Origin of the sequence: Klenkia sesuvii (assembly GCF_037083825.1) — a bacterium.
Classification (GTDB): domain Bacteria; phylum Actinomycetota; class Actinomycetes; order Mycobacteriales; family Geodermatophilaceae; genus Klenkia; species Klenkia sesuvii.
In genome coordinates, this window is sequence record NZ_JBAPLU010000007.1 from 110730 (window position 1) to 136713 (window position 25984).

Consider the following 25984-nt stretch of genomic DNA (forward strand, 5'->3'; position numbering starts at 1 on the left):
CATCCGCCTGTTGTTGCGACATCCGCCTCAGTGCTTCCCGGGAGCCTGGGCGCGCACCAGGCGGCGGGCGGCGTCGACCTCCCGGGCCACCGGGGCCAGCACCCCCTCGGCGTGGATCTCGGTGTCGTCGGGGAAGCGGTGCAGCCGCAGGTCGTCGCCCAGCTCGCGGATCGCCCGGCGCACGACGTGCACCTGTCCCGGTGGCGGGGCCGCCTCCCCGGCGCGCATCGCCACGACCGCGCCGGTGACGGTGTCCGCGGTCCGCTCGAGCTGGATGATCACCGGGTACCAGGCCGCCGCACGGGTGCTGATCGGGGGTGGCTCGGCCAGCCGGCGCTGCAGCTGGGTCTGCAGCTCGGTCAGCGCACGGAAGGTCATCCGCCGAGCGCGCCGCGCCTCCTCGGCGGTCCCGGTGAACGCCGCGTCGACGAACCGGTCGAGGGCGACGGCGGTCCCGCGCAGCGCGTCGTCCAGCGGGGCGCGCCAGGTGCCGGGCCACAGCAGGTAGCCGAGCACCAGCACTATGACGCACCCGATGAGGGTGTCGACCAGGCGCGGGCCCACCAGCTCCGACGGGCTGGGCGCGGCGAGGTCGAGCAGCATGATCACCAGCGGGGTCTGGAACACCGAGAACAGCCCGAAGTTGGCGTTGCGGGCCCAGGGCAGCGCGGCGGCGACCAGGGCCAGCGCGACCACCACCCACCCGCCGCGGGGGAGGACGGTCAGCAGCGCCGACCCCAGCAGGACGCCGAGCAGGGTGCCCGCGCCGCGCTGGACCGCCCGGGTGAACACCGACCCGAAGTCGGGCTTGAGCACCACCGCCACGGTCAGCAGAACCCAGTAGGGGCGCTCGATCGGCAGCTGCTGGCGGGCCAGCTCGGCGGCCACCATGCACAGCGTCAACCGGACGACGAAGGCGCGGGAGTCGGCGTTGCCCGTCGTCCGGTCCAGCAGGTCGCGCAGCCGCAGCCGCCAGGGCAGCGGGGCGCGCACCACCGCGGCCGAGGCGCGCTCCTCGGGGTCGCCGACCACGTCCCACACCAGCCGGACGGCGTGCCGCACCGCCCGCCGGGTCGGCGGGCCGTCCTCCAGCGCCGGGGGGCGCGGGTCCTCGAGCGGGCGGCGGGCGGTCACCGCGGTCCCCAGCGCCCGGACGGCGGCCACGTCGACCGGGTCGGCCGCCACCCCGGTGCGGGCCGTGGCCACCGCGGCCTCGACCAGGGGCGCCGCGGCGTTCAGCAGCCCGGCGAGCTCGGCCAGCTCGCGGCTGCGCCCCGACGAGGTGCTCCGGCTGTGGATGACCCGGTCGTACCCGGTGTTGAGCGCACCGGTGAGCGCGCGGCGGGCATCGTCGGCCCGGGGGGTGCCGGCCGCGGTGAGCAGGTCGGCCACCGCGTCGAGGGCGGCGGCGACCGCCCCCCGGTCGGGGTCGGCGTGCTCGGTGCGGGCCTGGACCAGCACCAGTGCGGCGGCCCAGAGGCCACCGGCCACGAAGAAGCCGATCTCGGTGGGCAGCGACAGCGTGGTCTGCAGGCCCGAGGACAGCGACGTGTAGATGAGCAGCTGCAGCGCGCCGAGGGACAGTGCGGAGTCGACCGAGCTCATCAGCGCGGCGGCCGCGGAGACCAGCGCGACCACCAGCACCGGGCGCCAGCCCGCACCCGTGGCTGCCTGCCCGGCCAGCAGGCCCACGGTCCCCAGCCCGCCGGCGGCCACCATCCGCCGCGCCCCGGTGCGCAGCGGACCGCCCTGGGGGGCCAGGGTGACCGCCAGCGCCCCGGTCGTGCCGAACACCCCGGCGCCGAGCGCGGCCGGGTCGTCCAGGCGCCCGAGCAGCCCGACCAGCGCGAGGGGGCCGGCGAGGGAGAGGGCGAAGCGGACGACATCGCGCCAGGGCACCGGCGGGCGACCCGTGCGCACCAGCTCCTCGAGCCAGGCCGGGGCGCGCAGCGTCCTGTCCACCACGCACAGCAGCTTCGCACCCGGGGTGTCGGTGGCCGGGCGCAGACTGGGCGGCGTGCCGAAGCCCGCCTCCCCCCTCCCCGGTCGCGGTGGCTGGTTCCGCCGCCTGGTCGGCTACTGCCTCCGGCACCGGGGTGACCTGGTCGGGGCCTTCGGCGCGGCCCTGGTGGGCTCGGTGATCGCCGCCGGCGTGCCGCTGGTGGTCAAGGCAGTCGTCGACGACGTGGTCGCCGGGGGGACCCGGTCGGTGGCGCCCTACGTCTGGCTGCTCGCCCTGGCCGGTCTCGTGCGGTTCGGGGCCGGCTTCACCCGCCGCTACCTGGCCGGGCGGCTGAGCCTTGACGTCCAGTACGACCTGCGCAACGACGTCGCCGAGGCGTTGTCCCGGCTAGACGGTCGGGGGCAGGACCGGCTGCAGACCGGGCAGGTGGTCAGCCGGTCGATCTCCGACATCACGCTGGTGCAGGGCCTGCTGGCGTTCCTGCCCAACCTGGCCGGCAACGCCCTGCTGTTCGTGGTCTCCCTCGCGGTGATGGCGTGGCTGTCCCCCCTGCTGACCCTGGTGGCCCTGGCCGTCGGGCCGGCGCTGTGGTGGTTGGCCCTGCGCTCGCGACGCGACCTGTTCCCGGCCAACTGGGCCGCCCAGCAGCAGGCGGGGGCGGTGGTCGGCGACGTGGAGGCAGCCGTCACCGGCGTCCGCGTGGTGAAGGGCTTCGGCCAGGAGGAGCGCGAGCTCGACCGGCTCGACGCCGGAGCCCGCCGGCTCTTCGGCGCCCGCATGCGGGTGGTGGCCTTCACCGCCCGCTACAACCCCCTGCTGCAGGCCGTGCCGGCCCTCGGGCAGGTGGGGGTGCTGGCCCTGGGTGGGTGGCTGGCCCTGCGGGGCGACATCACCCTGGGCACCTTCCTGGCGTTCGCCACCTACCTGGCCTCGCTGGTCGGGCCGGTGCGCATGCTCGCCGCGCTGCTGGTCATCGGCCAGCAGGCGCGGGCCGGCGTCGAGCGGGTGCTCGAGGTCGTCGACACCGAGCCCGGGCTGCGGTCGGGGTCGCGGCCGCTGCCGGAGGGGCCGCTCGAGGTCGAGCTCGACGACGTGGTCTTCGCCTTCGGTGACGGCCCGCCCGCGCTGTCGGGCGTCACGCTGCGCATCCGGCCCGGCGAGACGCTGGCCCTGGTCGGGCCGGCGGGGTCGGGCAAGTCGGCCGTCGTCGGCCTGCTGCCCCGCTTCTACGACGTGGCCGCCGGTGCGGTCCGGGTCGGCGGGGTCGACGTGCGCGAGCTGGACACCGACCAGCTGCGCGCCGCCCTGGGGCTCGTCCCGGAGGACAGCTTCCTGTTCTCCGACAGCGTGCGCGCCAACATCGCGTTCGCCCGTCCCGGGGCCACCGACGACGAGGTCCGCGCCGCCGCCCGCACGGCCCAGGCCGAGGGGTTCATCGCCGAGCTGCCCGACGGGTACGACACGGTCGTGGGGGAGCAGGGGCTCACGCTGTCGGGTGGTCAACGGCAACGGGTGGCCCTCGCCCGGGCCCTGCTCACCGACCCCCGGGTGCTGGTGCTCGACGACGCCACCTCGGCGGTCGACGCCACCGTCGAGGCCCGCATCCAGGAGGGGTTGCGCACCGGCGGGCGACCCGACCGCACCACCCTCGTGGTCGCCCACCGGGCCTCCACCCTGGCCCTGGCCGACCGGGTGGCGGTGCTGGACGCGGGACGGGTGGTCGACGTCGGCACCGCCGACGAGCTCGCCGGACGCAGCGCGCTGTTCCGGCTGCTGGTGTCCGGTCTCGACGACGCGGTGCCGCCCGGCGGGGCACGGGCCGGCGAGGTCCTGCCGCCGACGGTCCACCCGGGGCCGCCGGGCGCGGTGGACCCCGGTGCCTGGCCCGAGGTCGACCACGCAGCGGGGGGCGACCGCACGCTGCGGGGCGCAGCGAGCTCGATCGGCGGGCCGGGGTCGGCCATGGTCAACGCCGCGTCCACCCCCGCCCTGCGCCGGCTGGTGGCCGCGCTCCCGCCGACCGTCGACGAGCCCCGGGTACCGGCCGAGCGGGCCCGGTCGGCCGACCCCGGCTTCACCCTCGCCGGGCTGCTGCGCCCGTTCCGCTGGGTGCTGGCGCTGGCATTGCTGCTGACCGCGGCCGATGCCGCTGCGCAGATCGCCGTGCCGGCGCTGGTGCGGGCCGGCATCGACCGCGGGGTCTCGGCCGGCTCGGTGGGCGCGCTGCTGGCCATCAGCGGGCTCGCGCTGGCGGTGGTGGTGGCCGACTGGCTGGTCACGATCGGCTCCACCCGGCTCACCGGCAGCACCGGCGAGCGCCTGCTCTACACGCTGCGGGTCAAGACCTTCGCGCAGCTCCAGCGCCTGGGGCTCGACTACTACGAGCGCGAGCTCGGCGGCCGGATCATGACCCGGATGACCACCGACGTCGATGCGTTGTCGGCGTTCCTGCAGACCGGTCTCACCACGGCCGTGGTGAGCCTGCTGACCCTCGTCGGGGTGCTGGTCGCCCTGGTGCTGCTCGACGCGGAACTGGCGTTGGTGCTCGTCGCGTTCCTGCCCGTGCTGGCCGTGGCCACCTGGTGGTTCCGGCGGCGGTCGGTACCGGCCTACACGGAGGCCCGCGAGCGGGTCAGCGCCGTCAACGCGCGCCTGCAGGAGGACGTCGCCGGCGTGCGGGTGACCCAGGCGGCGGTGCGCACGGAGCACTCGCTGGCGGTGTTCCGGGAGCGCGCGGGGACCTACCGGGACGTGCGGCTGCGGGCCCAGCGCTACATCGCGACGTACTTCCCGTTCGTGGAGTTCCTCTCCGAGCTGGCGGTGGCCGCCGTGCTGGTGGTCGGGGCCGCCCGGCTCACGGCCGGCACCATCACCGCCGGGGTGCTCGTGGCGTTCCTGCTCTACGTGGGCACGTTCTTCGCGCCGGTGCAGTCGTTGTCCCAGGTGTTCGACAGCTACCAGCAGGCCGCCGTCGGCCTGCGCCGGCTGCGGGACCTGCTGCAGACGCCGACCTCCACCCCACCGGCGTCGCACCCCGAGCCGGTCGGGCGGTTGCGCGGCGAGGTGGTGCTCGACGACGTCACGTTCGCCTACCGCGGTGCCCCGGCCCCCGCGCTCCGTGGGGTGACGCTGCGCATCGCGCCCGGCGAGACGGTGGCTCTGGTGGGCGAGACCGGGGCCGGCAAGTCCACGGTGGTCAAGCTGGTCGCCCGCTTCTACGACCCGACCGGTGGCGCGGTGCGGGTCGACGGGCGCGACCTGCGCGACCTGGACCTCGCGGCCTACCGGGCGCGGCTGGGCGTGGTGCCCCAGGAGGCCCACCTGTTCGACGGCACCGTGCGCGACGCCATCGCCTACGGCCGGCCGGGTGCCACCGACCTGGAGGTGGAGACCGCCGCCCGGGCCGTGGGGGCGCACGACGTGGTCGCGGCACTGCCCGAGGGGTACCGCACGCGCGTCGGCGAACGCGGGCGGGCGTTGTCCGCCGGCCAGCGCCAGCTGCTGGCCCTGGCCCGGGCGGAACTGGTCGACCCCGACGTCCTCCTGCTCGACGAGGCGACCGCCTCGCTGGACCTGGCGTCGGAGGCGGCGGTCAACCGGGCCGCCGACGCGGTGGCCGGCCGGCGCACCACGGTGGTGGTCGCGCACCGGCTGACCACGGCCGCCCGGGCCGACCGGGTCGTCGTGCTCGACCACGGACGCGTCGTGCAGTCCGGTCCGCACGAGGAGCTGGTGCGCATGGAGGGTCCCTACGCCGTGCTGTGGGCCGCCTACGCCGCCGATGCGTTGGTGGACTGACCGGTGCGGACAGGTGAGGTCGGCCACGGTGCCGAGGACCGCCGGGGCCCGTCCGGGAGACCGCCGGCGCGCGAACACCGGGTGATGACGACGACCCGTGCCCTGGACACCCACCTCGCGGCCCGCGGCGGCGCGGGGGTGGGTGACGGCCCGGCGGGCGGACCGGCTCGACCCGACCTACAGTGCCGGACTGTGGCACTACCGGTGAACGAGGGCGAGTACGGCGACCCCCAGGGGAACGTCCGGGCCCTCCCGCGCCCCGGCGCACCCCTGTCGGAGGTCGTGGCCGCCCTGGAGGCCCGCTACGACCCGGCGCTGGCCGAGGAGTGGGACGCCGTCGGGCTGGTCTGCGGCGACCCCGCGGAGACCGTGCGGTCGGTGCTGTTCGCCGTCGACCCGACCGAGGCCGTGGTCGACGAGGCGGTCGAGCGCGGGGTCGACCTGGTCGTCACCCACCACTCGCTGCTGCTGACGCCGGTGCACGGCATCCCCGCCTCCGACCCGAAGGGTCGCCTCGTGCACCGGCTGGTGCGCGCGGGCACCGGCCTGTTCACCGCGCACACCAACGCCGACCGCGCCGCCGACCACGGCGTCAACGACGCACTGGCCGCCGTCCTGGGCGTGGGCAACACCGTGCCGCTGGAGTCCGTCGGTGCGCCGCACACCAACACCCTCGTCGTGTTCACCCCGGTCGAGGACACCGACCGGCTGGTCGACGCGCTGAGCGCGGCCGGCGCCGGCGTCATCGGCGACTACACCCGCTGCGCGTGGCAGACGGTGGGCACGGGCACCTTCATCCCCGGGGACGAGACCAACCCGGCGATCGGTGCCCGCGGCCGGCTCGAGCAGGTGCCCGAGACCCGGCTGGAGATGGTCGTGCCGCGCTCGGCGCAGGCCGAGGTGCTGCGGGCGCTGCACGAGTGGCACCCCTACGAGGACCCCGGCTACGCGGTGTTCGAGAACTCGCAGACGCCCAGCCGGGCCGGGCTCGGTCGCCTCGGCGAGCTGGCCCACCCCCTCACGCTGCGGGAGTTCGCCGAGCGGGCCGCCGCCGTGCTGCCGGCCACCGCTGCCGGTGTGCGGGTCGCCGGTGATCCCGACCGGCTCGTCCGCACGGTCGCCGTCTGCGGCGGCAGCGGCAGCTCCATGTACGACAAGGCCGCGGCGGCCGGCGCCGACGTCCTGCTGACCAGCGACGTCAAGCACCACCCGGCCGTCGACGCCATGGAGGTGGACGGGCCGGCCATCTGCGACGTGGCCCACTACGCCAGCGAGTGGCCGTGGCTGTCGGTGGCCGCCGACGTGCTGCACCGCGACCTGGGCGGGCGCGTCGAGGTCACCGTCTCGCGGCGGCGCACCGACCCGTGGTCCCTGCACGTGGCCCAGACCGACCGCGACTCGGCGGTCGGGGAGGGCCTGGCCCGCGGGTAGGTCCGCGCCGAGCCGGCGGACGGCCTGGGCCGAGCGTCGCCCCGACGTCGCAGCACGGTCGACCACGCTGCGCACCCGGCTGCGTGAGGCGTGGCACACTTCGCGCCGAGCGACCTCCACGCTCGGTGGGCGGGACGCCACCGGGACGGGTGCCGCCCACACCGTCCGTGCGGCAGTCGAGCGGCCGGTTCGACGCAGGGCGGCCCGGGGGCGGCCCTGGAGGGGAGCGCCCGTGGCCGACCAGGCACCACCGAGCAGCCGGCGGGCGGCCGACGTCGCGCCGCCCCGCAGTGACCGCAACCGGTGGAACTGGCTGCTGCTGCTGCCCATCGTGCTGCCGTTGCTGGTCCCGCTGTACAACCGGCGTGACCCCGAGCTGTTCGGGTGGCCGTTCTTCTACTGGGTACAGCTGCTCTTCGTCGCCGTGGGCGTGGTGACCACCACGCTGGTCCTGCGCGCCCACCAGCGCCGCAAGCAGGGCTGAGCCGTGGCGGGCGTCAACACCGTCGAGCTGGCGGTCTTCATCCTGTTCTTCGTCGTCGTGACCGCGCTGGGGTTCGGTGCGGCCCGGTGGCGGCGGGCCGAGAGCCTCATGCACCTGGACGAGTGGGGCCTCGGCGGGCGCAGCTTCGGCACCTGGATCACGTGGTTCCTCATCGGCGGCGACATCTACACCGCCTACACCTTCGTCGCCGTCCCGGCGCTGGTGTTCGGCGCCGGTGCCGCCGGGTTCTTCGCCGTCCCCTACACCGTGGTGGTCTACCCGCTGATCTTCCTGGTGGTGATCCGGCTGTGGTCGGTCAGCCACGTGCGCGGGTTCGTCACCCCCGCCGACTTCGTGCGCTCGCGCTTCGACAGCCCGACGATGGCCCTGCTCGTGGCCGTCACCGGCATCGTCGCCACGATGCCCTACATCGCCCTGCAGCTGGTCGGCATCGAGGCGGTGCTGAAGACCATGGGCGTCACCGGCGAGCTGCCGATCATCGTGGCGTTCCTGATCCTGGCCGTCTACACCTACAGCTCGGGCCTGCGGGCACCGGCGCTGATCGCGTTCGTGAAGGACACGTTGATCTACCTGACGATCATCGTCGCGGTCATCGTCATCCCGACCAAGCTGGGCGGGTGGGACGTCGTCTTCGGCGCCGCGGAGGAGAAGTTCGACCTCGCCGGCACCGGCGGGCTGCTGCTGCCGGGCACCGGGCAGCTGCAGTACGCGACCCTGGCGCTGGGGTCGGCGCTGGCGCTGTTCCTGTACCCGCACTCGATCACCGGGGCGTTGGCGGCGAAGAGCCGCGGGACGCTGCAGAAGAACATGAGCCTGCTGCCGGTCTACAGCCTGGCGCTCGGGTTCATCGCCCTGCTGGGCTACATGGCGATCGCCGCGGGCACCACCCCGGTGGACGGCGACGGCAACACCGTCGTGCCGGCCCTGTTCCAGCAGATGTTCCCCAGCTGGTTCGCCGGCGTCGCCTTCGCGGCCGTCGGCATCGGTGCCCTGGTCCCGGCGGCGATCATGAGCATCGCCGCGGCCAACCTGTTCACCCGCAACATCTACAAGGAGTACCTGAAGAAGGACGCCACGCCCGAGAACGAGGCGAAGGTCGCCAAGCTGGCCTCGCTCGTGGTCAAGGTCGGCGCGGTCGCCGCGATCATCTTCATCGACCCGCAGTTCTCCATCGACCTGCAGCTGATCGGCGGCGCGATCATCCTGCAGACCCTGCCCGCGGTCGGCATCGGGCTCTACACCCGCTGGCTGCACCGCGGCGCGCTGGTGGCGGGCTGGACGGCCGGCATGCTCACCGCGCTGTGGGCCCTCTACGAGATCCCGCGGCTGGGCCCGGGCGGTGTTGTCGTCCGCGAGCACTTCGGCGGGTCGGCGTTCTCCCTGTCCGAGCTCGGGTTCGACACCGCGACGACCATCTACGCCGGCTTCCTCGCGCTGCTGGTCAACCTCGTGGTGGTGGTCGTGGTCACCCTGGTGCTGCGGGCCATGCAGGTCGACGACGGCGTCGACGGCACGGCGCCGAACGACTACACCGCCGAGCGGGAGGACCCGTCGGTGCGCGACCTCCCCGACCCGCTGGCCTCGGCCCCGGGAGCCGACCCGCAGCGCGGGTAGGTTGAGCGGGTGCAGGCAGACCACTTCGACCAGCAGAAGCTGCTGGCCCTGGCCGCGGAGGACGTCGCGCTCGCGCAGCTCGCCCACCGCCGGCGGACCCTTCCCGAGAACGCCGCGGTCAGCGCGGCCGAGGAGGCGCAGCGGGAGTTCGCCGCCGACGTCGTCCGGGCCGAGACCGAGGTCCGCGACCTCGACCGCGAGCAGAAGCGCATCGAGGCCGACGTCGAGTCGGTGCGGGCGCGCTCGGCCCGTGACCAGCAGCGGCTGGACTCGGGGGCGGCCACGCCCAAGGAGATGACCAGCCTGCAGCAGGAGATGGCCTCCCTCGCCCGTCGCCAGGGCGACCTCGAGGACCAGGTGCTGGAGATCATGGAGCGGCGCGAGGCCGCGGACGCCACCCTCGCCACGGCGCAGGCCGGGCTGGCCGGCGCGCGGGCCGACCAGGCCGCGGCCGAGCAGGCCCGCGACGCCGCCCTGGCCGAGATCGCCGAGGGCGAGCAGGAGCACGGCGCCAAGCGGGCCGAGGTGGCCGGCACGGTCTCCTCACCCTTGCTGGCGGTCTACGAGCGGGTGGCGACGCAGACCGGCAGCACCGGCGCGGCCGCGCTGCACGCCCGCCGCTGCGAGGGCTGCCGCATCGAGCTGTACGGCACCGAGCTGGCCGCCGCCCGCAACGCCGACCCGCACACCGTGCTGCGGTGCGAGAACTGCAACCGCATCCTGGTGCGCACCGCCGAGTCGGGGCTGTGAGCCGGCGCCTCGTCGTGGAGGCCGACGGCGGGTCGCGGGGCAACCCGGGGCCGGCCGGCTACGGGGCACTGGTACGCGACGCCGAGACCGGTGCGGTGCTGGCCGAGCGTGCTGCGTCGGTGGGCCGGGCGACCAACAACGTCGCCGAGTACGGCGGGCTGGTGGCCGGTCTCGAGGCGGCACTCGCGATCGACCCCGAGGCGTCGGTCGAGGTGCGGATGGACTCCAAGCTCGTCGTCGAGCAGATGTCGGGCCGGTGGCAGATCAAGCACCCCGACATGCGCACGCTCGCCGACCAGGCGCGGGAGATCGCCCGGCAGCTGGGCCAGGTCCGCTACACCTGGATCCCGCGGGCGCAGAACTCCGCGGCCGACGCGCTAGCCAACTCGGCGATGGACGGCAGGCCGGTGCACCGCGACGCGGGCCCCGCCCCGGTCGAGGTCGAGGAACCGGCCGCCGAGCCGGCGCCCGTCGTCACCACGCGCACGCTGCTGCTGCGGCACGGGCGCACCGCGCACACCCCCGAGCGGCGGTTCAGCGGCAGCAGCGACCTCGACCTCTCCGACCTCGGCCGCGCCGACGCCGCCGCGGCCGCCCGGGCGATGGTCGGGCGGGGCATCGAGGTCATCGTCTCCTCCCCGCTCAAGCGGTGCCGGCAGACCGCGGGCGAGGTCGCCGAGGCGCTCGACCTGCCCATCGAGGTCGACCGCGACCTGCGCGAGCTCGACTTCGGCGCGTGGGAGGGCATGAGCGCCGCCGAGGCGATGGCTGCCAACCCGCTGGCGTTCCGCCGCTGGCGCACCTCCCTCGACGTCCGGCCACCGGGGGGCGAGTCGATCGCCGACGTCTCGACCCGGGTCGCGGCCGCCCGGGCCCGCATCCTGGAGCGGCACGCCGGCACGACCGTCCTGTTTGTCACCCACGTGACGCCGATCAAGCTGCTGCTGGCCGCCGGGCTGGGCGTCGGTGACGAGATCGTGCACCGCGTCTTCCTGGAGGCGGCCAGCCTCAGCGAGGTGTCGTGGGGGAGCGACGGCACCAGCAGCGTCCGCCTGGTGAACGACACCAGCCACCTCCGCTGACCCCATCCCCAGCCCCCAGCCCCCCCGCCCCCCGCCCCCAGCCGTTAGTTGATCATCGGCAGGTGGTGGTCGACGACGGCGTGGCGGGCAGCCACTCTCCGATGATCAACTTGCGGGGGCGATCATCATGCGGGCTCGATGGGCGCGATGGGCGGGGTGGGGCGCCAGCCGCGGCTGAGCAGGGCGCGCTCCACCCGGTCGACCACCGTGCGGGCGTTCAGGTGGCGGGCTGCGAACCGCAGCAGCAGGTAGCCGTCGGCGGCCATCAGCGAGTAGCGGTCGATGTCGGCCCCGAAACGATCGGCATCGGCGTGCTGCCGGCCCTCGTACTCCAGCAACAGCTTCCACCGCCGGTACCCGAGGTCGCTGTGGGCCACCACCCGGCCATGACGATCGAGGACGGGGACCTGCACCTCCGGGTCGGGGAGGTGGCTGTCGGTCAACCAGAACCGCACCAGGCTCTCGGGGCGGGACATGGCCGCAGCGGACAGGAGTGGTGCGCAGGCCCGGGCCCGGACGACGCCGCGTACGCGGCCGGCCCTGGCCAGCCGGCCCCGCAGGGACTCCGGCGTCGCGTGCCCGGCACGGAGCAGGGCGTCGCCCACCGCGACCAGCTCGGGCGGGGGCAGGACGGCCGCCAGGTCCAGGAAGGTCTGCGGCCCCGATGTCGCGCTGAGCCCGTCGACCTCGACGACGTCCGCCGGTTCCAGTGACCGGGCGTGCACCACCAGGTCGGACCGCTGGGGCAGCACTCGGCGCGGGGTGAGGGCGACGTGCGGCCGGGCGGGGAGGTCGAGGTGGGCGCCCAGCAGGTGAGCCGCCGTCCCGTGGCTGAACGCGGCGCCAGCCGGCAGGGCGGTGGCCAGCACCCGCAGCCGCTCACGCGGGTCGATCGCGTCGTCCAGGCGGACGACGAGGTCGTGGCTGATGCGCACGAACGGGCCGGTGCGCAGGTGGGCGCGGGTGAGCCCGGCCGCTCGGGCGTTGGCCAGGGTGTACGTGGGGGGCAGCGGGTCCATGCCGGGACCGTGGCCCGCGGCCAGCCCGGGTGGGGTGCTCCGGGGAGATCTGTGGACGCACGCCCGCGATGTGGACGGCGGCGGGCACGGCGTGGCCGGACGTGCTCTCCGCGCCAGCTCGTGTTGACCATCGTCAGGTGGTTGTGCGACACGCCGCCGACGGCAGCCACCTGACGATGATCAACAGGCGGGGGGGAGGAGGGGGGGGGAGGCCTACAGCCGGCCGGCGTCGATGATGCGGCTCAGGAACTGGCGCGTGCGGGCCTCCACGGGGTCGCCGAGCACCTGGTCCGGGGGACCGGACTCGAGCACCACGCCCTGGTCCAGGAAGCACACGGTGTCCGCGCCCTGCTTGGCGAAGCCCATCTCGTGGGTGGCCATCACGATGGTCATGCCCTGGGCGGCCACCTCGCGCACCAGCCGCAGCACCTCACCCACCAGCTCGGGGTCCAGCGCCGAGGTGATCTCGTCGAGCAGCAGCACCCGGGGCCGCACGGCCAGGGCCCGCGCGATGGCCACGCGCTGCTGCTGGCCACCGGAGAGCCGGTCGGGGTACTCGCCGGCCTTGTCGGCCAGCCCGATCCGCTTGAGCAGCCCCAGCGCCTCGTCCTTCGCGTCGGCGCGCGACCGGCCGTGCACGCGCACCGGGGCCAGGGTGACGTTGTCCAGCACGCTCAGGTGCGGGAAGAGGTTGTAGGCCTGGAACACCACGCCCAGCCGGCGGCGGACGGCATCGGCGTCCACCCGCGGGTCGGTGACGTCCTCGCCGTCGAGCAGCACCTGGCCGTCGTCGACCTGCTCGAGCAGCGAGGCGCAGCGCAGCAGCGTCGACTTGCCCGACCCGGAGCCGCCGATGAGCGTCACCACGCGGTGCTCGTCGACCGACAGGTCGACCCCGCGCAGGACGACGTTCTCCCCGAACGCCTTCACGACGCCCCGGACGTCGAGGACCCGACCACCAGGAACCGAGCTCACAGCGCGCTCCCGCTCTGCTGGCGTCGGCGCGCGCGGGCGCTGACGGCGTCGGCGATGCGGGCCGACGGGACGGCGAGCAGCACGAACAGCAACCCGGCGACGACGTAGGGGGTGAAGTTGAAGGTCTGCCCGACCTCGATCTGCGCGGCCCGCACGGCGTCGATCGCACCGAGCACCGAGATGAGGCCGACGTCCTTCTGCAGCGCGACGAAGTCGTTGAGCAGCGCCGGGGTCACGTTGCGCACGGCCTGGGGCAGCACGACGATCCGCATCATCTGCCGGTGGGTGAGCCCCAGCGAGCGGGCCGCGGCCCGCTGGGAGGGGTGCACCGACTCGATGCCGGCGCGGAAGACCTCGGCCACGTAGGCCGCGTAGGTCAGCACGATCGCCAGGGTGCCGAGCACGAAGGGCGAGGTCGGCACCCCCTGCAGGCGCAGCGCCGGCAGCCCGAAACCGACCAGGTACAGCGTGATGATCAGCGGCATGCCGCGGAACAGGTCGACGTAGCCGGTGGCCAACAGCCGCAGCGGGGCGAACGCCGGTCCGCGCAGGGTGCGCAGCACGGCCAGGCCCAGCCCGAGGACGACGACGCACAGGCCACCGATGAGGAGCACCTGCACGTTGAGCCACAGCCCGCGCAGGATGTCGGGGAAGGCGGCCCGGGCGTTGTCCAGGGAGAAGAACGTGGACTGCACCCGCGGCCAGCCCGGGGAGCGGGTGACCACGAGGTAGGCCACCACCGCGAAGGCGAGGGTGGACCCCAGCGCGACGAGGGTCGACCGGCGCGACCGGCGGGCCCGGAAGGCCCGCCGGTCGAGCTCGAGCGCGCTGGGTGCGGGCAGCGTCAGTTCAGGACCGGGGCGTCGGCCGCCTCGGACAGCCACTGCTCCTGCAGGTCGGCGAGGGTGCCGTCGGCCTCGAGGGCGTCGACGGCCTGGCTGACGCAGTCGGTGAGCGGGGAGTCCTTGGCCAGCAGCAGGCCGAACTGGTCACCGGCGTCGCCGGAGTCCTCGAGCTGGCCGACGATGACACCGTCGTCGAGCTCGGCGCCGGTGATGTAGAAGGCGGTCGGCAGGTCGACGACGATCGCGTCGACCTGGCCGTTCTGCAGCGCCAGCTTGGCGTCGTCGTTGGTGTTGAACACGACCGGGTCGCTGTCGGGGTCGATGACGTCGGTCAGCACGGTGAGGCTGGTCGTGGCGACCTGGGCGCCGATCCGCAGCCCCTGGAGGTCCTCGATCGAGGTGGCCCCGTCGGCGGCCGAGCCGGCGGTGGTGATCACGGCCTGGGTGGCGGTGTAGTACGGGGAGGAGAAGTCGACGGCCTGCCGGCGCTCGTCGTTGATCGTGAACTGGTTGATGTCGACGTCGAAGTCCTTGTCGCCGGGGGAGATGGCGGCGTTGAACTGCGCGACGGTCCACTCGACCTGGTCGCGGTCGTAGCCCAGCTGCTCGGCGACCGCGTAGGCCACCGCCGACTCGTAGCCCTCGCCGTTGGTGGGGTCGTCGTCGATGAACCACGGCTGGTAGGCCGGGGAGTCGGTGGCGACCGTGAACGTGCCGGGCGCGACGGTCTGCAGGTCCTCCGGGGTGCACGACCCACCGGACGAGCCCGAGGCACCCGCTTCGGAGGAGGACTCCTGGGGGGCGCAGGCGGTCACCGCGAGGGCGGCGGTGGCGAGCACGGCGAGGGCGAGGGGACGACGGCGCACGGGAGTCCTTGAGTTCTTGACCAGACGGGGACCCGGGAATCGTAAGGGCAGCCTGGTCACCCCCGGGTCACGATCACGAGGGACAATCGTCACCGTGACTGCCGCAGCCCCGCCGGTGACCGGTGACGAGCGCACGCTGACCCCCGCGCAGTACGAGGAGTGGGCCGCCGAGGTCCGCCGGCTGGCCGACGAGCGCGGCGCCGTGGTGCTCGCGCACAACTACCAGGTGCCCGAGATCCAGGACGTCGCCCACCACACCGGCGACTCCCTCTACCTGTCCCGGGTCGCGGCGCAGACCGACGCCCGCGAGATCGTCTTCTGCGGCGTCCACTTCATGGCCGAGACGGCGAAGATCCTGTCGCCGGAGAAGACGGTGCTGCTGCCCGATCTCGACGCCGGGTGCTCGCTGGCCGACTCGATCACCGCCGAGCAGCTGCGCGAGTGGAAGGCCGAGCACCCGGGCGCGGTGGTGGTCAGCTACGTCAACACCACCGCGGCGGTGAAGGCCGAGACCGACATCTGCTGCACGTCGTCCAACGCCGCCGACGTCATCCGGTCGATCCCCGCCGACCGCGAGGTCCTGTTCTGCCCCGACCAGTTCCTGGGCGCGCACGTCAAGCGGGCCACCGGCCGGGAGAACATCCGCATCTGGGCGGGCGAGTGCCACGTCCACGCGGGCATCTCGCCGTCCGACGTCCGGTCGCAGATCGCCGCGCACCCCGACGCCGAGATCCTGGTCCACCCCGAGTGCGGGTGCACCACCTCGGTGCTGGACCTGGTGAGCAACGGTGACCTGCCCGCCGACCGCACCCGGGTGCTCTCCACCGGGGGCATGGCCGAGGCCGCGGCCGCCACGAAGGCCGGTCAGGTGCTGGTGGCCACCGAGGTAGGAATCCTGCACCAGTTGCGGGCGCTGAACTCGGGCACCCAGTTCATCCCGATGAACGACCGGGCGGCCTGCCGCTACATGAAGATGATCACGCCGGCGAAGCTGCTGCGCACCCTGCAGACCGGCTCGGGCGCGATCGAGGTGCCGGCCGACGTCGCCGCCCGCGCCCGCAAGGCCGTCGAGGCCATGATCGCCATCGGCGAGCCCGGCCGCGGCGGCGAGTGACCGCTGCCCCCGCCGCGGGCGGTGCGGCTCCGGCTCCGTCGCGCCCGCCCGCCCCGCGCACCCGCCCGCCCCGCGCACCCGCCCGCCCGCCCGGGCATGGGAGCCCATGCACCCGGCGATGGGCCCCGAACGTGGGTGCATGGGCTCCCATGCTGGGCCGCAAGCGGGCCGCTGGGCCACAGGCGGGCAGCCGGGCAGCCGGGCAGCCGGGGCGGTCAGACCTGCAGGGCGGCCCAGAGCGCGGCCGTCGCCAGCACGACGGTCAGCGGCACCGTCGCCACGCCGACCAGGCTGAACCTCACCGCACTCGGTGACGGCTCGCCGGTCGCCGCGAACACCCGCCGCCAGAGCAGGTTGGCCAGCGACCCCACGTAGGTGAGGTTGGGGCCGACGTTGACCCCGATGAGCACCGCCAACAGCGTCGGGGTGCCCCCCACGGCGGCCGCGGCCGGCAGCAGTGCGAGGGTCGCGGGCAGGTTGTTGAGCAGGTTGGCCACCACCGCGGCGACGGCGGCCACCCCGAGCAGGGCGAGCAGCCCGTCGCCGGTCGGCAGCACCGCGCCCAGCAGGTCCTCCAGGCCGTTGACCTGCAGCCCCAGCACGACGACCGCCAGGCCGAGCACGAACAGCGCGAAGGGGAGGTTGGCCGCCACCAGCAGCTCGGCCGGCCGGGTGCGGCGGGTGACCAGCTGCCGGACGGCCAGCACGAGGACGCCGGCCAGTGCGGGCCAGGCGGGGGACACGTCGACCAGGGAGGCGACCCCGAACCCGGCCACGGTCGCGCCGACCACCGCCAGCGCGAGCACCGGGGTCGGGGGCACCTCGTGCACCGGTTCGCCCACCGGTACCCGCAGGTCCGCGCGGAACAGCCAGCGCAGCACCGCGTACTCGACCAGCACGGCCACCACCCACGGGGCGGCCATCAGCGCGGTGAAGTGCAGGAAGGTCAGGCCGGTGGCGGCGAAGGCGAGCAGGTTGGTCAGGTTGGAGACCGGCATCAGCAGCGAGGCCGAGTTGGACAGGTGCCCGGCGGCGTAGGCGTGCGGCCGGGCCGGCACCCGCATGCGCGCGGCCGTCGCGAGCACCACCGGGGTCAGCAGGACGACGGTGGCGTCCAGCGACAGCACGGCCGTGACGACGGCCGACAGCGCCACCACCCGCACCAGCAACCCCTGGGGGGACCGCCCGGCCCGGCGCGCGGTGACCGCGGCCGACCAGCCGAACAGTCCCTCGCGGTCCGCCAGGTCGCTGAGCAGCAGGATGACCACGAGGAAGCCGGCGGTGGGGGCGATCTCGCGCACGGTGTCCCACGCCTGGCCCCACCCGACGACGCCGACGGCGGCCAGCACCAGCGCCCCGGGGACGGCGACCACCGCGGCGGGCAGCCGGGGGGAGTCGACGACGGCGGCGACCAGCGCGGCGACCAGCCAGGCACCCGCCAGCGCCAGCGCCACGACGTCGACGGTCATGTGCGGGTGAAGAGGTACACCGCCACGGCGACGCCGAACACGACGATGAACACGCGCAGGGGCGTGCTGGGCACCCGGCCGGCGACCGTCGCGCCGAGGTAGCCGCCCAGCAGCGCGGCCGGTGCGCAGACCGCCACGAGCAGCCAGCTGACCGGGCCGAAGATGCCGAACACCACGACGGTGGTGCTGGCGGTGACCAGGGAGAGTGCGCTCTTGAGCGCGTTGGCCAGCTTGAGCCGGCCGAGGCCGAGCGCCAGGACGGCGGTGAGGATGACCCCCAGGGCGCCGCCGAAGTAGCCGCCGTACACGCAGGCCAGCAGCACCACGACGTAGAGCCAGAACGGGTCGCGGCGCTCGCCGTCGGTCTCGTTGGCCCGCAGGCGCCGGGCGATGAGGGGCTGGAGACCGATGAGCAGGCTGGCCAGCAGCACGAGCACCGGGACGATCGTGTCGAAGGCCGACGAGGGGGTGGTGAGCAGCAGGATGCTGCCCGCCGTCCCGCCGACGGCGGCGACCACGGCCATCGCGACCAGCCGGGTGCGCTGGCCGCGGTAGTAGGGCCGGAACCCCACCACGGAACCGAGGTAGCCGGGCCACTGGGCCACCGAGTTGGTGACGTTCGCCGCCACGGGCGGCAGCCCGAGCGCGACGAGGGTGGGGAAGAGGATGAGCGAGCCGCCGCCGGCGACGGAGTTGATCCCGCCGGCCAGCAGGGCCACCCCTGCGGCGACGAGGAGGTCGGGGGCGGACACGAGCGGCGAGCCTACGGTCCGGTGCCCGGCGGCAGCGCCGGAGAGCGTGCGGCACGCGGGGACGACCCGTCGGGCCGGGCTGTGCTGACCGGCACTTCCGCTGGTGGAGCGAGCAGCGAGCGCGGTTGGCAGGCGCAACGACCGGGCATGGTGGGCGCCATGCGCAAGTGGTGGCCGCTGGTCGCGGTCTGTGCCGGTACGTTCATGCTCCTGATCGACGTCACGATCGTGAACGTCGCCCTCCCCGACATCGCCTCCTCCCTGGGGACGTCGTTCGACCAGCTGCAGTGGGTCGTCGACGTCTACGCCCTGGGCCTGGCCGCGCTGGTGCTCGGCGCCGGGTCGCTGGCCGACCTCTACGGCCGGCGCCGGCTCTACCTCGGCGGTCTCACCCTCTTCGCGCTGAGCTCGCTGGCGTGCGGGCTGGCGCCGAACGCGGGGTTGCTCATCGTGGCCCGGGCGGTCCAGGGCATCGGCGCGGCGGCGATGTTCAGCACCACGATCGCGCTGCTGAACGCCATCTACCGCGGCCGCGACCGGGGCACCGCGTTCGGCATCTGGGGTGCGGTGGTCGGTGCCGCGGCGGCGGCCGGCCCGATCCTGGGTGGCGCGCTGACCGAGCTGTCGTGGCGGTGGATCTTCCTGGTCAACCTGCCCATCTCGCTGTTCGCGGTGCTGCTGACGATCAAGGTGGTCGAGGAGTCCAAGCAGTCGGGCGCACCGCACCCCGACGTCCCGGGCATCGCCGCGTTCACCCTCGGCGCCGGCGCGGTGGTCTACGGCCTGGTGGAGGCCGCCGCGAACGGGTGGTCCCCGGTCGGCTCGTGGGGCCCGATCGCGGCCGGGTTCGTCGTCCTCGCCGGCTGGGTGGTGCTCGAGCTGCACCGCGAGGCCCCGATGCTCGACCTGCGGCTGTTCCGCACCTCACGGTTCACCGGCATCATGCTGGGCTCCCTGCTGCTCAACCTCTCCGCGTTCGCCAACTCCCTGTACCTCTCGCTGTGGTTGCAGTCGATCCTGGGCCTGAGCCCGCTGCAGGCGGGCCTGGTGTTCATCCCGCTCTCGGCGGTCAGCTTCGTCACCGCCGCGATCGCGGGGCGGGCGTTCACCGACCGGTCGCCGCGCATCGTGCTGGCCGTCGGGTTGGCGCTCGTCGGTGCCGGGGTGCTGCTCATGGCCCGGGTCGACGCCGGTACGAGCTGGGGCGTGCTGGTGCCGGGCCTGGCCGTGCTGGGCCTGGGGGTCGGCATCTGCAACCCGGTGGTGACCTCGGCCGCGCTGGCCTCGGTGCCCCGCGAGCGCAGCGGGATGGCCTCGGGCGCGGTGAACACCGCACGCCAGCTCGGCTTCGCCGTAGGGGTCGCCGTCCTGGGCTCGGTCTTCGCCGTGGGCGCGACCCGGGTGCTCACCGACGGCGGCGTCGCGGACCCGGCGGGGACTGCGTCCGCGCTGTCCGGCGGGCAGGCCGAGCAGATCGTGGGGTCGGCGCCGGAGCAGTCCCGGGCCGGCCTGGCCGAGCTGCTGGGCGCCGCCTACGCCGACGGCCTGCGCGACGTGCTGCTCGTCGCCGGGGCCGCCGGGCTGCTGGGCGCCCTGCTGGTCGTGCTGCTGGTGCGCGGTCCGGTGCCGCAGCACGACGAACCGCAGCCAGGTGGCGCGGACGGCGGGGACCGGGACAGCGCCCACGAGGACGGCGGGGACCGGGACGGCACCGCGCACGGCCGGCACGAGGACGCCGCCGAGCACGCCGGCGGCCGGCACGAGGCGCCGCACGCCCCCGAGCACCTGCCCGAGGACGACGCCGAGCCCGTGCGCTGAGCGGCGAGCAACCACTCGGAGGGCCACACTCGGGCCGTGCCCGCACCGTTCCCCACCGACTGGTCCCGCGCGCTCGTGGTGGCCGCGCACCCCGACGACATCGAGTACGGGGTGGCCGCGGCCGTCGCCGTGTGGACCGCGGCCGGCAAGGAGGTGCACTACCTGCTCGCCACCCGCGGCGAGGCCGGCATCGCGGGGGTGCCGCCGGCCGAGGCCGGACCGCTGCGGGAGGAGGAGGAACGCCGGTCGGCCGCCGTCGTCGGCGTGACCGAGGTCGAGTTCCTTGACCACCGCGACGGCACGCTCGTCGAGGGTCCGGCGCTGCGCCGTGACCTGGCCGCCGCGATCCGCCGGCACCGGCCCGAGCTCGTGGTCACCCTGCACGGCGGCGACACGTGGACGACGCCCGAGGTCACCCCGGCGGCGTGGAACTCCGCCGACCACCGGGCGCTGTCGCGGTCGGTGCTCGACGCGGTGGCCGACGCCGGCAACGAGTGGATCTTCCCCGACCTGACCGAGGCGCCGTGGTCGGGCACGCAGTACGTGGCGGTGCAGACCATCGGTGAGCCGCCGCACACCGTCGACGTCACCGACGGGGTCGAGGCCGCCGTCGCGTCGCTGACCGAGCACCGGCGCTACCTCGAGGTGCTCGCCCCCGACGTCCCGGTCGCCGAGCAGGCGCGCAACCAGATCGACCAGGCGACGCTCACCGAGGACGGCGGCCGGCGCGTCGGCTTCCGCCTCTTCTGGGGCTGACGTGCCGACGACGCGACGTGCCCTGGTCATCGGTGCCTCCCGCACCCTCGGGCTGGGCCTGGTCGAGCAGTTCGCCGGGCGGGGGTGGCAGGTGACCGGCACCGTTCGGGGGGCCGGGCGCACTGAGCTGCACGAGCTGGCCGAGACCTCCGGCGGCCGCGTGGTGGTCGAGCAGGTGGACATGACGGTGCTAGCCGAGCTGGCCGCGCTGCGCGACCGGGTGGCCGGACCGCTGGACCTGCTGCTGGTCAACGCGGGGGTCACCGGGAACGACGTGCCGGTGGGCGAGGTCGACGCCGCCGAGTTCGCCCGGGTGCTGACCACCAACGCGTGGGGCCCCATGCAGGCCATCGAGGTGCTGGCGCCGCTGGTGGCCCCCACCGGGACGATCGCCGTCATGTCGTCGCGGCAGGGCAGCATCGGGCTGAACACCCGCGGCGGCCACGAGGTCTACCGGGCGTCGAAGTCGGCGCTCAACCAGCTGATGCGCAGCTACGCGACGCGCGCCGCCCCCGGCCACACCCTGCTCTGCCTGCACCCGGGGTGGGTGCAGACCGAGCTGGGCGGAGCCGGGGCGCCGCTGACCGTCGCGCACAGCGTCGCCGGGCTGGCCCGCACGATCGAGGCGCACACCGGGGAGCCCGGCCTGCAGTTCCGCGACCACCAGGACGACGTCGTCCCCTGGTGACCAGATTGGGCGGTAAGGTCTGCGGCACGACGGACGAGTCGGCTGGGCGGTCGCGTCGGCGGGGGAGACCCCGCCGCCGAGGAACGTCCGGGCTCCACAGGGCAGGGTGGTCGCCAACAGCGACCCGGGGTGACCCGCGGGACAGTGCCACAGAGAACAGACCGCCAGCGGTTCGCCGCTGGTAAGGGTGAAACGGTGGTGCAAGAGACCACCAGCGCACCGGGTGACCGGTGCGGCTCGGTAAACCCCACCCGGAGCAAGGTCAGGAAGGGCCCCTGGTTCGCCAGGGATCCGCGGAGGCGTTCGAGGGCTGCCCGCCCGAGTCTCCGGGTAGACCGCTCGAGCCTGCCGGCAACGACAGGCCTAGATGGATGACCGCCCATCGGGACCGCCGCGAGGCACCCGGGGACAGAACCCGGCGTACAGGCCGACTCGTCCGTCGTCCACCGCTTGCCCTGGACGTTCGCTGGGCGGTCCCCTTGCCGGTACTCAGGTGGTCTTCAGCGCCCAGCGCTGCGTCCACAGCAGCGCGGGTGCGATCCTCGCTGTGGGCCAGGTCGCCGTAGGTCTGGAGTGTCTCGGCGGCCGAGGCGCTGCGACCGGCGCCGACGCCGCCCACGCTGAGCGGCGGGACCCGCAAGGAGCTGTCGTGTCAGCTGCGGCCCGGGCTCGAGGTATCGGTCAACGGCTGTCTCTGGCGGGATCGCACCACAAGTCCACCCCGATTTCGTGACCCGGGCGACCGTGCACACCGGTTCTGTCGGTGGGAGGCTGTAGACCTCATTGCACGGCACTGCACGGCAACGAGCACCTTGGAGGAACCGATGTCCCCGGTCATCACGGTCAGCAGAGACGAGTTGGAGCGGCGCCGCCGCGAGCTGTTGGCTGGGCTGGGCTGCACTCTCGACGAGTTCGAGACGCTCGCTGCTACACGAACCCTCACTGGTCATGAGTTCGACGTTCGCGAAGAGCTGGACGAGATCGCCTTCCTGCTCGGTGAGTGAGCCGGCTTCCGAGCTCGAACAAGCATCTGCGCAGTTTGCAACGGAGGTTCAGTCGACGCTAGACGGCGTTCTCCCAGGTGGGCGGACGATGGTCTCGCGAAGCGTGGAGGGACAGCCAAGGTTCGTGGTGTCCGCCGAGGACAGGAAGGGGATCCCCCTTCTCGTCGGCGGGGTGGAGCTAGCGACCCTGCAGCTTTCGATCTATCTCTCGCTGGACCGCTCGGGGGTGCATCTCAAGACGGTCCGGTCGGACATCGTGATCAAGTCGGCGCTCGACAGGAATCCGCTCCTCCGCCTTGACTACCGGGCCGACATGAAGCGTGCACCGGCAGCGCATTGGCAGGTCACGGCGGAGCGGGGATCCTTCTCGCATCTGTTGACCAGGGCGAACGCAGTAGATGAGGACCGGGTAGGCAGTCCGCACAACCTCTCGTCGCTGCACATCCCGGTCGGCGGTGAACGATTCCGCCCGTGTCTCGAGGACGTCTTGCAATTCCTGGTTCAGGAGTGCGGTGTCGACCGTCGGGACGGCTGGCTCGCAGTCGTTCAGGAGGGTCGCGAGCGATGGCGTGAGCGCCAGGTTGCTGCCGTGGTTCGCGACGCTCAGGCGCAGGCTGCCGGCACGCTCAGATCGCTCGGATGGACTGTGACGGCCGGTCCCGATGTTGATGACGAGCGCTATGACAGGACCTTCACGTACTGGTGACGAGTCTCCCGTCGGCTACAGGGTGACCGGCGTGGGGTTGCTGCACGGGTATCTGACATCTGCTCTGTGGTGCCGGGCAGGGCCGTCTTGATGTTCAGTTCCGAGAGGGCCAGGATCCGCCGCTCTCCCTTTCTGGTCTACTGGTCATGACCGGTCGGACCAGGGAGGGCTCGTGCAGACCGTGCTCCGCGGCAGGCTCGTCTCCGGCGGCACCGTGGTCGAGGACGCCGTCCTGACCCTGGACGGCGACCGCATCGCCACGGTGACCACCGCCGCCGACCACCCCGACCCGCCGAGTCCCACCGACCACGTGCTCCTGCCGGGCCTGGTCGACGTGCACTGCCACGGCGGCGCGGGCGGCTCGTTCCCCGACAGCGACCTCGACGGCGTCCGGCGCGCGGCGGCGTTCCACCGCTCCCGCGGCACCACGACGCTGGTGGGCTCGCTCGTGTCCGCCCACCCACGCACGCTCCGGCAACGGCTGGCGATGCTGGCCCCGCTGGTCGGGGACGAGCTGGCCGGCGTCCACCTCGAAGGCCCCTACTTGTCGGCAGCCCGCTGCGGCGCGCAGGACCCGGCGGCCCTCCGCCCCGGCGACCCCGCCGAGCTGGCGCAGCTGCTGGCCACCGGCGCCGTCGTCTCGGTGACCCTCGCTCCGGAGACCGCGCACGCCGCCGAGCTGGTCGCCCTCTGCCGCGCGCACGGCGTGCTGCCCAGCGTCGGCCACACCGACGCCGACGCCGCCACCGCCCGCGCCCTGCTCGACGGCGCCGGCCCGATCAGCGCCACGCACCTGTTCAACGGCATGCCCCCGCTGCTGTCGCGCGCCCCCGGCCCGGTCGCCGCGTGCCTCGCCGCCGCGGCCCGCGGCGAGCTGGTCGTCGAGCTGGTCGCCGACGGCGTGCACCTCGACCCCGCGACGGTGGCGATGGTGTTCGACCTGGTGGATCCCGAGCAGGTCGCCCTCGTCTCCGACGCCATGGCCGCCGCCGGGCAGCCCGACGGCGCCTACCGGCTGGGCTCGCTCGACGTCACCGTGCGCGACGGCGTCGCCCGGCTCACCCACGACCCCGGCGCCATCGCCGGGGGCACCGCCACGCTGTCCGACGTCCTGCGCCGCACCGTGCGGGACGCCGGCGTCGACCTGGCCGCCGCGGTCACCGCGGCCACCGCCACCCCCGCCCGGCTGCTCGGCGTCGACGCCGAGGTCGGCCAGCTGACCCCGGGCCGGCGCGCCGACGTGCTGGTCACCGACCCCGACCTGGTGCCCCGAGCCGTCTACGCGGCCGGCGTCCGGGTGCACCGAGAGGAGAACTGACCGTGGAGGTCGTCGTCCTGCCCACCCCCGAGGACTGCGGACACGTGGTCGCCGACGTCGTCACCGCCGCCGTCGAGGCCGCGCCCGGGGGCGTGACCATCGGCCTGGCCACCGGGTCCTCGCCGCTGCTGGCCTACCGCACGCTCATCGCCCGGCACGAGGCCGGCCTGCGGTTCGACCACGTCACCGCTGTGCTGCTCGACGAGTACGTCGGTCTGCCGGCCGGGCACCCCGAGAGCTACCGGGAGGTCATCCGGCGCGAGCTCACCGACGCCGTCGGCATCGACCCCGCCCGCGTGCACGGCCCCGACGGCTCGGCGCCCGACCCGCTGCAGGCCGCCCGCGACTACGAGGCCCTGGTCACCAGCGTGCGGCCGGTCGCCGTCCAGGTGCTGGGCATCGGGGCCAACGGCCACGTCGGGTTCAACGAGCCCGGCTCGTCGCTGGCCAGCCGCACCCGGGTCAAGACGCTCACCGAGCAGACCCGGGCCGACAACGCCCGCTTCTTCGACGGCGACGTCGCCGCCGTCCCGCGGCACGTGCTCACCCAGGGCCTGGGCACCATCAGCGAGGCCGAGCACCTGGTGCTGGTCGCCACCGGCGCGGCCAAGGCCGCCGCGGTCGCCGGCGCCGCCGAGGGCCCGGTGACCACCTCGTGCCCGGGGTCGGTGCTGCAGCTGCACCCGCACGTCACCCTCGTCGTCGACGAGGCCGCCGCCTCGGGCCTGCAACGCGCCGCTTACGCCCGCTACGTGCTGACCCACAAGCTGGCCGAGCAGGGCTGGTGAGCGAGCCGGTCGTGCGCGGCCGGGGCACCCTGCACGCCCAGCTGCGCGCCCGGCTGGCCGAGCAGGCCGCCCGGCTGCCGGCCGGGGCGGCGCTGCCGGGGGAGCGGCAGCTGTGCGAGCTGCACGGGGTCAGCCGGGTGACCGTCCGCGAGGCGGTCGGCCAGCTCGTCGCCGACGGCGTGCTGGTGCGTGTGCCCGGGGCCGGCACCTTCGTCGCCGAGCGGCCGGCCCGCTCGCGGCTGCACCTGGCCTCCTTCGCCGAGGACATGCGCCGGCTGGGGCTGCGGCCTTCGACCGTCGTGCTGGAGGTCGCGCTGGCCGAGCCGCCGGCCACCACCCGCGAGGCCCTGGTGCTGGCACCGTGCGCGCAGGCCTGGCACGTGCGCCGGCTGCGGCTGGCCGACGGCGAACCCATGTCGGTCGACGACGGCTGGTACGCCGCCGACGTCGCCCCCGACCTCGGCGACCACGACCTCACCGGCTCGGTCTACACCCTGCTCGGCGACGTCTACGGCGCGGTGGTCGACCGGGCCGAGCAGTCGGTGCGGGCCACCGAGGCCGATCCGGGCACCGCGCAGCTGCTGGGCCTGGCACCCGGGCGGGCCGTGCTGGCCTTCGACCGGGTGGCCCGCAGCGGCGGCCGCCCGGTCGAGCACACCCGGTCGGTGTACCGGGGCGACCGCTACGAGGTGGCGATGAGCCTGGAGCTCGGCCGCGGCTGAG

The 25984-nt window shown here is 74.4% G+C and carries 22 protein-coding genes and 1 other RNA gene; 16 read left to right on the forward strand and 7 right to left on the reverse strand.

The window, feature by feature from the left end; translation table 11 throughout:
* Positions 1 to 27 precede the first annotated feature (27 nt).
* Positions 28 to 1965 carry an FUSC family protein gene (locus TEK04_RS09020; protein ID WP_336403999.1) on the reverse strand — a complete coding sequence of 646 codons (1938 nt, stop codon included), beginning with the start codon at positions 1963 to 1965 and terminating at the stop codon, positions 28 to 30.
* 52 nt (positions 1966 to 2017) lie between these two features.
* Between TEK04_RS09020 and TEK04_RS09025 the strand changes: the two genes are divergently transcribed.
* The 6 genes from TEK04_RS09025 (at position 2018) to TEK04_RS09050 (ending at position 11143) form a co-directional block, all read left to right on the forward strand.
* Positions 2018 to 5761 (forward strand): ABC transporter ATP-binding protein, encoded by a 3744-nt coding sequence (locus TEK04_RS09025; RefSeq protein ID WP_336404000.1) that lies wholly within the window; start codon positions 2018 to 2020, stop codon positions 5759 to 5761.
* Between the two features lie 192 nt (positions 5762 to 5953).
* Positions 5954 to 7192, forward strand: coding sequence for a Nif3-like dinuclear metal center hexameric protein (locus tag TEK04_RS09030; RefSeq protein ID WP_336404001.1), 1239 nt, complete (start codon positions 5954 to 5956; stop codon positions 7190 to 7192).
* A gap of 232 nt (positions 7193 to 7424) precedes the next feature.
* The gene (locus tag TEK04_RS09035; protein WP_336404002.1) at positions 7425 to 7676 is read left to right on the forward strand and encodes a DUF3311 domain-containing protein; all 252 of its coding nucleotides are present in this window, start codon (positions 7425 to 7427) and stop codon (positions 7674 to 7676) included.
* Between the two features lie 3 nt (positions 7677 to 7679).
* The gene (gene mctP / locus TEK04_RS09040) at positions 7680 to 9311 is read left to right on the forward strand and encodes a monocarboxylate uptake permease MctP (RefSeq protein ID WP_336404003.1); all 1632 of its coding nucleotides are present in this window, start codon (positions 7680 to 7682) and stop codon (positions 9309 to 9311) included.
* Between the two features lie 9 nt (positions 9312 to 9320).
* Entirely contained in the window at positions 9321 to 10061 is a 741-nt protein-coding gene (locus TEK04_RS09045; protein WP_336404004.1) for a zinc ribbon domain-containing protein, read from the forward strand.
* Complete coding sequence (locus TEK04_RS09050) at positions 10058 to 11143, forward strand: bifunctional RNase H/acid phosphatase (RefSeq protein WP_336404005.1); 1086 nt, start codon at positions 10058 to 10060, stop codon at positions 11141 to 11143. Before TEK04_RS09045 ends, TEK04_RS09050 begins: the two co-directional genes overlap by 4 nt.
* Before the next feature lie 125 nt (positions 11144 to 11268).
* Here the strand turns inward: TEK04_RS09050 and TEK04_RS09055 are convergent, their stop codons facing one another.
* The 4 genes from TEK04_RS09055 to TEK04_RS09070 all read right to left on the reverse strand — a co-directional run bounded on the left by TEK04_RS09055 (position 11269) and on the right by TEK04_RS09070 (position 14848).
* Positions 11269 to 12162, reverse strand: a complete 894-nt coding sequence (locus TEK04_RS09055; protein WP_336404006.1) for a type IV toxin-antitoxin system AbiEi family antitoxin — start codon at positions 12160 to 12162, stop codon at positions 11269 to 11271.
* Positions 12163 to 12375: 213 nt separating this feature from the next.
* Positions 12376 to 13137: an amino acid ABC transporter ATP-binding protein gene (locus tag TEK04_RS09060; protein WP_336404007.1), complete on the reverse strand. Its 762-nt coding sequence runs from the start codon at positions 13135 to 13137 to the stop codon at positions 12376 to 12378.
* On the reverse strand, positions 13134 to 14021 hold the full coding sequence (locus TEK04_RS09065) for an amino acid ABC transporter permease (RefSeq protein ID WP_336404008.1): 888 nt from the start codon (positions 14019 to 14021) through the stop codon (positions 13134 to 13136). The genes TEK04_RS09060 and TEK04_RS09065 overlap by 4 nt, the downstream gene beginning before the upstream one ends.
* Positions 13982 to 14848 (reverse strand): ABC transporter substrate-binding protein, encoded by an 867-nt coding sequence (locus TEK04_RS09070; protein WP_336404009.1) that lies wholly within the window; start codon positions 14846 to 14848, stop codon positions 13982 to 13984. Before TEK04_RS09070 ends, TEK04_RS09065 begins: the two co-directional genes overlap by 40 nt.
* A 94-nt stretch (positions 14849 to 14942) precedes the next feature.
* Here TEK04_RS09070 and nadA point away from each other — a divergent pair, with 94 nt between their 5' ends.
* Positions 14943 to 15962, forward strand: a complete 1020-nt coding sequence (gene nadA, locus TEK04_RS09075) for a quinolinate synthase NadA (RefSeq protein WP_336404010.1) — start codon at positions 14943 to 14945, stop codon at positions 15960 to 15962.
* Positions 15963 to 16177: 215 nt separating this feature from the next.
* On the opposite strand, the gene TEK04_RS09080 is transcribed toward nadA, so the two are convergent.
* Together TEK04_RS09080 and TEK04_RS09085 are read right to left on the reverse strand one after the other, a co-directional pair.
* Positions 16178 to 17431 (reverse strand): SLC13 family permease, encoded by a 1254-nt coding sequence (locus TEK04_RS09080; protein ID WP_336404011.1) that lies wholly within the window; start codon positions 17429 to 17431, stop codon positions 16178 to 16180.
* Positions 17428 to 18183, reverse strand: coding sequence for a sulfite exporter TauE/SafE family protein (locus tag TEK04_RS09085; protein ID WP_336404012.1), 756 nt, complete (start codon positions 18181 to 18183; stop codon positions 17428 to 17430). Before TEK04_RS09085 ends, TEK04_RS09080 begins: the two co-directional genes overlap by 4 nt.
* A gap of 159 nt (positions 18184 to 18342) precedes the next feature.
* Here TEK04_RS09085 and TEK04_RS09090 point away from each other — a divergent pair, with 159 nt between their 5' ends.
* The 9 genes from TEK04_RS09090 to TEK04_RS09130 all read left to right on the forward strand — a co-directional run bounded on the left by TEK04_RS09090 (position 18343) and on the right by TEK04_RS09130 (position 25983).
* On the forward strand, positions 18343 to 20001 hold the full coding sequence (locus tag TEK04_RS09090) for an MFS transporter (protein ID WP_336404013.1): 1659 nt from the start codon (positions 18343 to 18345) through the stop codon (positions 19999 to 20001).
* 36 nt (positions 20002 to 20037) lie between these two features.
* Entirely contained in the window at positions 20038 to 20757 is a 720-nt protein-coding gene (locus TEK04_RS09095; protein WP_336404014.1) for a PIG-L deacetylase family protein, read from the forward strand.
* 1 nt (position 20758) lies between these two features.
* Entirely contained in the window at positions 20759 to 21445 is a 687-nt protein-coding gene (locus TEK04_RS09100) for an SDR family NAD(P)-dependent oxidoreductase (protein WP_336404015.1), read from the forward strand.
* A gap of 34 nt (positions 21446 to 21479) precedes the next feature.
* Positions 21480 to 21884, forward strand: an RNA gene (gene rnpB, locus TEK04_RS09105) — RNase P RNA component class A.
* A gap of 385 nt (positions 21885 to 22269) precedes the next feature.
* Complete coding sequence (locus TEK04_RS09110; protein WP_336404016.1) at positions 22270 to 22449, forward strand: hypothetical protein; 180 nt, start codon at positions 22270 to 22272, stop codon at positions 22447 to 22449.
* Positions 22450 to 22576: 127 nt separating this feature from the next.
* On the forward strand, positions 22577 to 23155 hold the full coding sequence (locus tag TEK04_RS09115) for a hypothetical protein (RefSeq protein WP_336404017.1): 579 nt from the start codon (positions 22577 to 22579) through the stop codon (positions 23153 to 23155).
* Between the two features lie 172 nt (positions 23156 to 23327).
* Positions 23328 to 24473: an N-acetylglucosamine-6-phosphate deacetylase gene (locus TEK04_RS09120; RefSeq protein ID WP_336404018.1), complete on the forward strand. Its 1146-nt coding sequence runs from the start codon at positions 23328 to 23330 to the stop codon at positions 24471 to 24473.
* 2 nt (positions 24474 to 24475) lie between these two features.
* Positions 24476 to 25261 (forward strand): glucosamine-6-phosphate deaminase, encoded by a 786-nt coding sequence (gene nagB, locus TEK04_RS09125; RefSeq protein ID WP_336404019.1) that lies wholly within the window; start codon positions 24476 to 24478, stop codon positions 25259 to 25261.
* The gene (locus TEK04_RS09130; protein WP_336404020.1) at positions 25258 to 25983 is read left to right on the forward strand and encodes a GntR family transcriptional regulator; all 726 of its coding nucleotides are present in this window, start codon (positions 25258 to 25260) and stop codon (positions 25981 to 25983) included. Before nagB ends, TEK04_RS09130 begins: the two co-directional genes overlap by 4 nt.
* Position 25984: the final 1 nt, after the last annotated feature.

Bases quoted from the DNA above. Each gene is read 5' to 3' on its own strand.
- TEK04_RS09055 (WP_336404006.1), bottom strand. From the start codon at position 12,162: ATGGACCCGCTGCCCCCCACGTACACCCTGGCCAACGCCCGAGCGGCC.
- TEK04_RS09080 (WP_336404011.1), bottom strand. From the start codon at position 17,431: ATGACCGTCGACGTCGTGGCGCTGGCGCTGGCGGGTGCCTGGCTGGTC.
- TEK04_RS09090 (WP_336404013.1), top strand. From the start codon at position 18,343: ATGCGCAAGTGGTGGCCGCTGGTCGCGGTCTGTGCCGGTACGTTCATG.
- TEK04_RS09110 (WP_336404016.1), top strand. From the start codon at position 22,270: ATGTCCCCGGTCATCACGGTCAGCAGAGACGAGTTGGAGCGGCGCCGC.